The sequence below is a fragment of the Streptomyces sp. NPDC002125 genome, assembly GCF_053593715.1.
Map to the genome: position 1 here is coordinate 1 of NZ_JBSFDD010000058.1, position 9,851 is coordinate 9,851.

Annotated in this window: 2 protein-coding genes; both read left to right on the plus strand. The window is 68.9% G+C overall.

The window, feature by feature from the left end; all coding sequences use genetic code 11:
• Window positions 1-103 precede the first annotated feature (103 nt).
• Window positions 104-5,887 carry an SDR family NAD(P)-dependent oxidoreductase gene (locus ACWCQM_RS40525; RefSeq protein ID WP_450920068.1) on the plus strand — a complete coding sequence of 1,928 codons (5,784 nt, stop codon included), beginning with the start codon at window positions 104-106 and terminating at the stop codon, window positions 5,885-5,887.
• 434 nt (window positions 5,888-6,321) lie between these two features.
• Window positions 6,322-9,851: type I polyketide synthase (locus tag ACWCQM_RS40530; protein ID WP_450920069.1), on the plus strand; the 3,530-nt coding region annotated here is incomplete at its 3' end.

The window sequence follows — 9,851 nt, forward strand, 5'->3', positions numbered from 1 at the left end:
GGCTGTGGGTGGGGCGGTCGTGGTGCCGTTGCCGCTGGATCTGGTGGCGTTGCGGTCCCAGCCGGCCACCGTTCCTCACCTCCTCCGCCACATGGTGCCTGCGGTGCGCAAGGTGGCCCGTTCGGGCGCTTCGTCGGGTGCGTTGAGGGCTCGGCTGTCCGGTCTCGGTACGGAGGAGCGCGAGCGGCTGCTCCTGGAGGTGGTCCGGGAACAGGTCGCGGGCGTGCTGGGTCATGCCACGGCCCATGCCATCGAGGCGGACCGTGCCTTCAAGGAACTCGGCTTCGACTCCCTGACGTCAGTGGAGCTCCGCAACCGCCTCAATGCCTCAGCAGGCCTTCGGCTCCCTGCGACTCTGGTGTTCGACTACCCGAGTGCGCGGGCCGTCGCCTCTTACCTCGACGCCGAGTTGTCGGAGAGCGGAGCCTCGCAGGCCGCGGGCGATGTGGTCGTGCGCCAGGCGATCGCCGACGACGATCCGATCGTGATCGTGGGCATGGCCTGCCGCTACCCAGGTGGCGCGGAGTCGCCCGAAGGCCTGTGGGACCTGGTTGCCGAGGGCCGTGACGCGGTCTCGCCCTTCCCGACCGACCGTGGCTGGGACACCGGACGGCTCTACGATCCCGAGCCGGGCACGCCGGGCAAGTCGTACACGCGCATGGGCGGCTTCCTGCACGACGCGGCCCGGTTCGACGCCGACTTCTTCGGGATCAGTCCCCGTGAGGCCTACGAGATGGATCCCCAGCAGCGGCTGCTGCTGGAGGTCTCGTGGGAGGCCATCGAGCGGGCGGGCATCGTTCCGTCGACGCTGGCGGGTTCCCGGACGAACGTGTACGCGGGTGTGATGTACCACGACTACTCGGCCGGCGCCAACGAAGGCAGCCTGGTCTCCGGCCGTATCGCCTACACGCTGGGTCTTGAGGGATCGGCGGTGACGGTGGATACGGCGTGTTCGTCGTCGTTGGTGGCGTTGCATTCGGCGGTGCAGTCGTTGCGGTCGGGTGATTGTGATTTGGCGTTGGTGGGTGGGGTTGCGGTGATGGCGACTCCTGAGACGTTTGTGGAGTTCAGTCGTCAGCGTGGGTTGGCTGCGGATGGGCGTGCGAAGTCGTTTGCTGCGGGTGCGGATGGGACGGCGTGGGGTGAGGGTGCGGGGATGCTTCTGGTGGAGCGTCTTTCGGATGCGCGGCGTCTGGGGCATTCGGTGGTGGCGGTGGTGCGGGGCTCCGCGCTGAATCAGGATGGTGCGAGTAATGGTCTGACGGCTCCGAATGGTCCGTCGCAGGTGCGGGTGATTCGGCAGGCGTTGGCGAATGCGGGTCTGGCCACCGGTGATGTGGATCTGGTGGAGGCGCATGGTACGGGTACGACGCTGGGTGATCCGATCGAGGCGCAGGCGTTGCTGGCGACGTATGGGCAGGGTCGGGCTGAGGGGCGTCCTCTGTGGCTGGGTTCGGTGAAGTCGAACATGGGTCATACGCAGGCTGCCGCTGGTGTTGCGGGGATCATCAAGGTGGTTCATGCGATGCGGCATGGTGTGTTGCCGAAGACGTTGCATGTGGATCGTCCGTCGGATCAGGTGGACTGGTCTGCGGGTGCGGTGGAGCTGTTGACGGAGGCGCGTGAGTGGCCGGAGACGGATGGTCCGCGTCGGGCTGCGGTGTCGTCGTTCGGGATCAGCGGCACGAACGCCCACGTCATCATCGAGCAGGCACCGGACGAGGAGCCTGCGCAAGGCGAACGATCCGAAGAGCTCCCGGTGCAGGCGTGGGTGCTGTCGGCTGCCGGTGAGGATGCGTTGAAGGCGCAGGCTGCGCGTCTGCTGGACCGGGTGGCTGGGTCTGATCTGCGTCCGGTGGATGTCGGCTTCTCGCTCGTGACCTCGCGTGCGGTGCTCGATCAGCGTGCAGTGGTCGTAGGCCGTGACCGTGATGAACTGCTGTCCGCCTTGGGAGTCTTGGCGGAGGGCCGTGAAGGCTCCGGTGTGGTGCGGGGGACTTCACGTTCTGCCGGTGCTCTGGCGGTTCTCTTCACGGGTCAGGGTGCGCAGCGGGTGGGGATGGGTCGTGAACTCCACGCGTCCTACCCGGTGTTCGCTGAGGCATTCGATGCAGTGGTCGCGGAGCTGGACGTGCATCTGTCTACGCCTCTGCGGGATGTGGTGTGGGGCGAGGACGCGGAGGTTCTGAGTCGGACGGAGCTCACTCAGCCGGCGTTGTTCGCCTTTGAGACCGCGTTGTTCCGGTTGCTGGAGTCGTGGGGTGTGCGCCCGGACTTCCTGGCCGGGCATTCGGTGGGTGAGCTGACGGCCGCGCATGTCTCGGGAGTGCTGTCGCTCGCTGATGCGGCGCGTTTGGTGGCTGCGCGTGCGCGGTTGATGCAGGCCCTGCCCGCTGGTGGTGCGATGGTCGCCATCCGGGCTTCCGAAGACGAGGTTCTTCCGTATCTGACCTCGGACGCGGTGAGTGTCGCTGCGGTGAACGGTCCGGACGCGGTGGTGATCTCCGGTGCCGAGGGCGAGGTGCTGGAGGTTGCGGCCCGGTTCGAGGGCGAGGGTCGTAAGACGAGTCGCCTGCGGGTCTCGCATGCCTTCCACTCGCCGCTGATGGAACCGATGCTGGCCGAGTTCCGCACCGTCGCGGAGAGCGTCGAGTACGGCGAGGCCCGTATCCCGGTCGTCTCCAACCTCACCGGTGAGGTGGCGGGCTCGGAGGATCTGCGTTCGGCTGAGTACTGGGTGCGTCATGTCCGCGAAGCCGTCCGTTTCGGCGACGGCATCCGTGCGCTGTCCGCTGCCGGGGTCACGGTGTTCCTGGAGGCCGGCCCGGACGCGGTGCTGACCGCGATGGCGCAGGACTCCGCTGCCGACGCGGTGTTCGTGCCGGCCCTGCGGCGCAAGCAGAGTGAGCCCGAGGCGCTGGTCACTGCGCTGGCGCGGCTGCACACGGTCGGCCACGCACCGGACTGGGCGGCGTTCTACGCGCCCACCGGAGCCCGCCGCGTCGACCTGCCCACCTACGCCTTCCAGCGGGAGCACTACTGGTCGATCCCCGCAGTCACCGACGGTGATCCGGAATCGCTGGGGCTGGCGTCGGCCGACCATCCGGTCCTGGGCGCCGCCGTCGGCCTGCCCGACGGGGGAGTGGTCTTCACCGGTCGCCTCTCCCTGACCGCCCAGCCCTGGATTGCCGACCACAACATCCTGGGCAGCGTGCTGGTCCCGGGGACGGGCCTGGTGGAGCTGGCGCTGCGTGCGGGTGAGGAGGTCGGGTGCGGCCTGCTGGAGGAACTGACGCTTCAGTCACCGCTGGTACTGCCGGAATCCGTCGGACTGCAGGTCCAGGTCGCGGTGGGTGCTGCCGGGGACGACGGGGCGCGGGTGGTGCGTGTGCACTCCCGCGCGGAGGACGACCGGGAGGCTCCGTGGACGCAACACGCGGAAGGGATCCTGTTGCCACAGGCTCCCGCACCCGATTTCGACCTCACGGTGTGGCCGCCGCAGGACGCCGAGCCCGTGTCCGTCGACGGAGCGTACGAGCGGCTGGCTGATCAGGGTTACGGGTACGGCCCGGTGTTCCAGGGACTGAAGACTGTGTGGCAGCGGGGCGAGGAGATCTTCGCCGAGGTGACGCTTCCCGAGGAGGCCCGCGCGGACGCCGGTCGATTCGGGTTCCACCCCGCCCTTCTCGACGCCTCCCTCCACGCCGTGCTGCTGACCGGATCGAGCGAGAGCAACGACGAGGAAGGCGCCGAGGACAACGGCCGGACAATGCTTCCCTTCTCCTGGAGCGGTGTTGCCCTGCACGCCGTGGGAGCGGCCGACCTGCGGGTGCGGTTGGTGCAACAGGGCAGTGTGTCCCTCATCGAAGTGGCGGACGGCGAAGGTGGCCCTGTGCTGTCGGTCCAGGCCCTGGCCGCCAGGGCCGTCGATCCGGACCAGCTGCGTGGGACGGACGCGGATGGAGTCGATCCGCTGCACCACCTGGACTGGACCGCGGAATTCGCGGTGCCGACAGCTGCCCCGTCGCTGACGTCCTGGGCCGACGTGGTCGACGACCAGGCCGTTGCGGTGGACGCGGACGTCCCAGAGGTCTTGGTGTACACCTGCCCGGCGAACCCTGTGGGCGAGGGACAGGGGGAGAGCACGCGAGCTCTCCCGGCTGCGGCGCACGAGGTCACGGCCGGCGTGCTGGAGGTGCTGCAGCGGTGGCTGACCGATGAGCGGCTCGCCGACGCGCGGCTGGTGATCGCCACACGAGGTGCGGTCTCCGTGGAGGGCGAGGAGGTGACGGATGTCGCCGCCTCCGCAGTCTGGGGGCTGGTCCGGGCCGCCCAGGCGGAGAATCCCGGCCGGATCGTCCTGGCCGATCTGGAGGGGCCGGCGGACGGTTCCGGTGACTCCGAATCGGCCGATGAGCTGCCCGGCGCGGTGCAGTTCGCCCTCGCTTCGGGAGAGTCCGAAGTCGCGCTGCGGGGCGCCCGGATACGTGTGCCCCGACTGGTCCGTACGGTCTCCGAGGCCGGGAGCTCCGGTGATGCCGGTTCGGCCCCGTTCGGCGACGGCACGGTGCTCGTCACCGGTGGTACAGGCGGCCTCGGCGCGGTGGTGGCACGCCACCTCGTGGCCGTACATCAGGTGCGGCACCTGGCGCTCGTGAGCCGCCGGGGCACTGACGCCCCCGGCGCGACGGAACTGGCCGCGGAGCTCGAAGCCGCGGGTGCCCAGGTGACCGTCGCAGCCTGCGACGTCTCCGACAGAGAGGCTCTGGCCGCCCTGCTCAAGGAGTTCGACGCCGAGCAGCCGCTGACCGCCGTGGTGCACGCGGCCGGTCTCCTGGACGACGGCGTCGTCACCGGCCTCACGCCGGAACGCCTCTCCAGGGTGTTCGCGCCCAAGGCCGACGCGGCCTGGCACCTGCACGAGCTGACCGCCGGCCTGAATCTGTCGGCATTCGTCATGTTCTCCTCGGTCGCCGGCGCCCTCGGCAACCCCGGGCAGGCCAACTACGCGGCGGCCAACGCCTTCCTGGACGGCCTGGCCGCCCACCGCCACGCCCACGGCATGCCCGCGCAGTCCATCGCCTGGGGGCTGTGGGAACAGGACAGCGCAATGACCGGCCATCTCGCCGCCGACGACACGTCCCGCCTGGGAGTCGCCGCGCTGCCCGCCGAGGCCGGGCTCGCCCTGCTCGACGCGGCAGTGTCCTCAGGCGCTCCGCAGCTGGTGGCAGCGCGCCTCGACCTGCCGGCCCTACGGCGCCGCCGGGACACGCTGTCCCACGTGTTCCACAGCCTGGTGGGCACTCCGCCCCGGCGCGCCGAGGCCGCCTCGGGGACGCGGCAGGAGGCTTCGGGCGACGAGCTGCGCCGTCGGCTCGCAGGGGCGGATGCCGAGGCACGGCGTCAGGAGCTGCTGGCCCTCGTGCGGTCGCAGGTGGCGAAGGTCCTGGGCCATGAACGCTCCGAAGCTGTCGACGTCAACCGGGGATTCATGGATGCCGGAATCGACTCGCTGATGGCGCTGGAGCTCCGCAACGGAATCGGCGCGTTGCTCGGCCGCCGCCTTCCGGCAACCTTCGTCTTCGACTATCCGTCGGTCACCGCCGTGGTCGGCTATATGCTCGACGAGCTCTTCGGTGGAGAAGCGGAGAACGGCACCGATCTGCTGGAGGCCGAAATCCGTAAACTGGAATCGATGATGGCCCAAGTCGCCGCAGACGAGAGTGATCGCGCCCGGATCGCCGATCTGCTGCGCGGCATCGCCGCCGGCTGGTCGGACAACTCCGCCGACGGCACCGCATCGGAGGAGGGCGAGGTCGATCTCGACTCCGTGACCGCCGACGAACTCTTCGGCATTCTCGATTCCGAACTCGACGCCCGGAACTGAGATATTCCTCCGGCCGTGCTTCCTGCGGGATAACCCGCGGCCCGGCGCACCCCTTGCTCTGGGCCGCCCCTCAACCCCTTCGGTGCCTCCCCCCGTACCGAAGGCGACTGCGCACCACCGTGTACCGAATCGCCTGCCAGCTCAGGCGGCACACGTCCCCCCGGCCACTCGGTCCCCCCACCGAGCTCCGGAGCGGACGTGGCGGTGCACGGTGGTGCGCCATTCCATGTCCCGACTCGGTGGGATTGCAGGTCGCGCCCTAGGGGCGGCTAGGGGTTGGCCGCCCCTCGGCGCACTCAGTAGCGTCGCTATCGGTGAATCGGCTCTTATGGCCGGATGCTTTCCCTGGCGATGCTCGCTGCATTTCCTGGCATTCGGAATTCCTGGGCCGACGTGAACTCCTTCGGCCGTGGACGAATTCAGTGGGGTGACTGGTGAGCAGCGAGGAGAAACTTCTCGACTATCTCAAGCGTACGACTGCTGAGCTACGGGACGTCCGAAAGCGCCTCACGGACAAGGAGCAGCACGACACCGAGCCGATCGCCATCGTGGGAATGGCCTGCCGCTATCCGGGCGGTGTGGAGTCCCCCGAGGATCTGTGGCGATTGGCGGCAGAAGGCAGGGACGCGGTATCCGCATTCCCGAAGGACCGCGGCTGGGACACCGATCGCCTGTACGACCCCGAGCAGGGCAAGCCGGGGAAGACCTACACGAAGGACGGGGGATTCCTCCACGGGGCTGCCGGCTTCGACCCGGCCTTCTTCGGGATCAGCCCCCGGGAAGCTCACGACATGGACCCGCAGCAGCGGCTGCTGCTGGAGGTGTCGTGGGAGGCCATCGAGCGGGCGGGCATCGTTCCGTCGACGCTGGCCGGCTCGCGAACGGGTGTGTTCGCGGGCGTGATGTACCACGACTACACGGACGTCGGCGCGACCGGCTCCATCGTGTCCGGGCGGGTGGCGTACACGTTGGGTCTTGAGGGGCCGGCGGTGACGATGGATACGGCGTGTTCGTCGTCGTTGGTGGCGTTGCATTCGGCGGTGCAGTCGTTGCGGTCGGGGGACAGTTCGCTGGCGCTGGTGGGTGGCGTGACGGTGATGGCGACTCCGGAGACGTTCGTGGAGTTCAGTCGTCAGCGTGGGCTGGCTGCGGATGGTCGGTGCAAGTCGTTCGCGGCGGCGGCTGATGGTACGGGCTGGGGTGAGGGGGTCGGCGTCCTGGTGGTGGAGCGGCTCTCCGATGCGCGGCGCAACGGACACCCGGTGCTCGCGGTCGTACGCGGCTCGGCAGTCAACCAGGACGGCGCCAGCAGCGCACTCACGGCCCCGAACGGACCTTCGCAACGCCGCGTCATCCAGGAAGCACTGCGGAACGCCCGACTGACCACCAGGGACGTCGACCTGGTGGAGGCGCATGGTACGGGTACGACGCTGGGTGATCCGATCGAGGCGCAGGCGTTGCTGGCGACGTACGGTCAGGACCGGCCGGAGGGGCGTCCGCTGTGGCTGGGTTCGGTGAAGTCGAACATGGGTCATACGCAGGCTGCCGCCGGTGTTGCGGGGATCATCAAGGTGGTCCATGCGATGCGGCATGGTGTGCTGCCGAAGACGTTGCATGTGGATCGTCCGTCGGATCAGGTGGACTGGTCTGCGGGTGCGGTGGAGCTGTTGACGGAGGCGCGTGAGTGGCCGGCGACGGAGGGGCCGCGGCGGGCTGCGGTGTCGTCGTTCGGGATCAGCGGTACGAACGCGCATGTGGTTCTGGAGCAGGTGGTGGAGGAGCCGGCCGCTGCTGTTGAGCCGGTGGTGGATGGTCCGGTGGTGCCGTGGGTGGTGTCGGGCCGGAGTTCGGAGGCGTTGCGTGATCAGGCCGCGCGTCTGCTGGACCGGGTGGCTGGGTCTGATGTGCGTCCGGTGGATGTCGGCTTCTCGCTGGTGACCTCGCGTGCTGGGTTCGAGCATCGTGCGGCGGTGGTGGGCAGGACGCGGGAGGAGCTGGTCGAGGGCCTGCGGACCCTTGCTGCGGGTGGCACGGGCGGTGTTGCTGTGGGTGCTGTGCGTACGGGCAAGTCTGCTTTCTTGTTCACGGGGCAGGGTGCGCAGCGGGTGGGGATGGGGCGTGAACTTCACGCGTCCTTCCCGGTGTTCGCTGAGGCGTTTGATGCGGTGGTCGCTGAGCTGGATGGTCATCTGTCTACGCCTCTGCGGGATGTGGTGTGGGGTGAGGACGCGGAGGTTCTGGGTCGGACGGAGTTCACTCAGCCGGCGTTGTTCGCCTTTGAGACGGCGTTGTTCCGGTTGCTGGAGTCGTGGGGTGTGCGCCCGGACTTCCTGGCGGGTCATTCGGTGGGTGAGCTGACGGCCGCGCATGTGTCGGGTGTGCTGTCGCTGGCTGATGCGGCGCGGCTGGTTGCGGCCAGGGCGCGGGTGATGCAGGCCCTGCCGGCTGGTGGTGCGATGGTTGCCATCCGTGCTTCTGAGGACGAGGTTCTTCCGTATCTGACGTCGGATGCGGTGAGTGTCGCTGCGGTGAACGGTCCGGATGCGGTGGTGATCTCCGGTGCCGAGGCGGATGTGCTGGAGGTTGCGGCTCGGTTCGAGGCGGAGGGTCGTAAGACGAGTCGTCTGAGGGTCTCGCATGCGTTCCACTCGCCGTTGATGGAGCCGATGCTGGCCGAGTTCCGGACGGTCGCGGAGAGCGTGTCGTTCGGTGAGGCTCGTATCCCGGTGGTCTCCAACGTCACCGGTGAGCTGGCGACGGCGGAGGTTCTGGGTTCGGCTGAGTACTGGGTGCGTCATGTCCGCGAGGCTGTGCGGTTCGCGGACGGAGTGCGTGCCCTGTCGGCTGCCGGGGTCACGGTGTTCCTGGAGGTCGGTCCGGACGCGGTCCTCACCGCCATGGCCCAGAACGCCCTGGCCGATGCCGCAGATGATGACGCCGTGTTCGTGCCCGGTCTGCGGCGCAAGCAGAGTGAGCCCGAGGCCTTGGTCACGGCGCTCGCGCGGCTGCACACCGTCGGCCACAGCCCCGACTGGGCCGTGTTCTACGCGCCTACCGGAGCCCAGCGCGTCGACCTTCCCACCTACGCCTTCCAGCACGAGAACTACTGGGCGCTTCCTGCGATCGCCGGGGCGGATCCGGAATCGCTGGGTCTGGTGCCGGCCGATCACCCGGTCCTGGGTGCGGCCGTCGGCCTGCCCGACGGGGGAGTGGTCTTCACCGGCCGCCTCTCCCTGACCACCCAGCCCTGGCTTGCTGATCACAGTGTGCTGGGCACCGTGCTGGTGCCGGGAACCGGGCTGGTGGAGCTGGCCCTCCGGGCGGGGCAGGAAGTCGGGTACGGCCTTCTGGAGGAACTGACCCTTCAGGCGCCCTTGACTCTTCCTGACACCGAGGCGCTGCAGGTCCAGGTCGTGGTCGGAGCTCCGGCCGCTGACAGTGCGCGTGCCGTGGGCGTGCACTCGCGCCCGTTGGGCGACCGGGACGTCCCGTGGACACTGCACGCTGAGGGCGCCCTTCTCCCGCAGGTTCCCGCATCCGATTTCGATCTGGTGGCGTGGCCGCCGGCCGACGCGGTGTCGGTTCCGGTCGAGGGCGCGTACGACCGGTTGGCGGAGCAGGGGTACGGGTATGGCCCGGTGTTCCAGGGGCTGAAGGCTGTCTGGACGCGGGGTGAGGAGATCTTCGCCGAGGTCGCTCTCCCCGACGAAGCCCATGAGGATGCCGGCCGGTTCGGTCTGCACCCCGCTCTGCTCGACGCAGCCCTCCACTCCGTCCTCCTCACCGGCGAGGGCGAGACCGTACTGCCGTTCTCGTGGACGGGTGTGTCGTTGTTCGCGGCGGGTGCGTCTGTGGTGCGGGTGCGGATCGTGCGCGGGGCTAAGGGCCAGTTGGTGTTGGAGGTGGCTGATGGTGCGGGTGTTCCTGTGCTGTCGGTGGGGTCGTTGGTGGCGCGTGAGGTGTC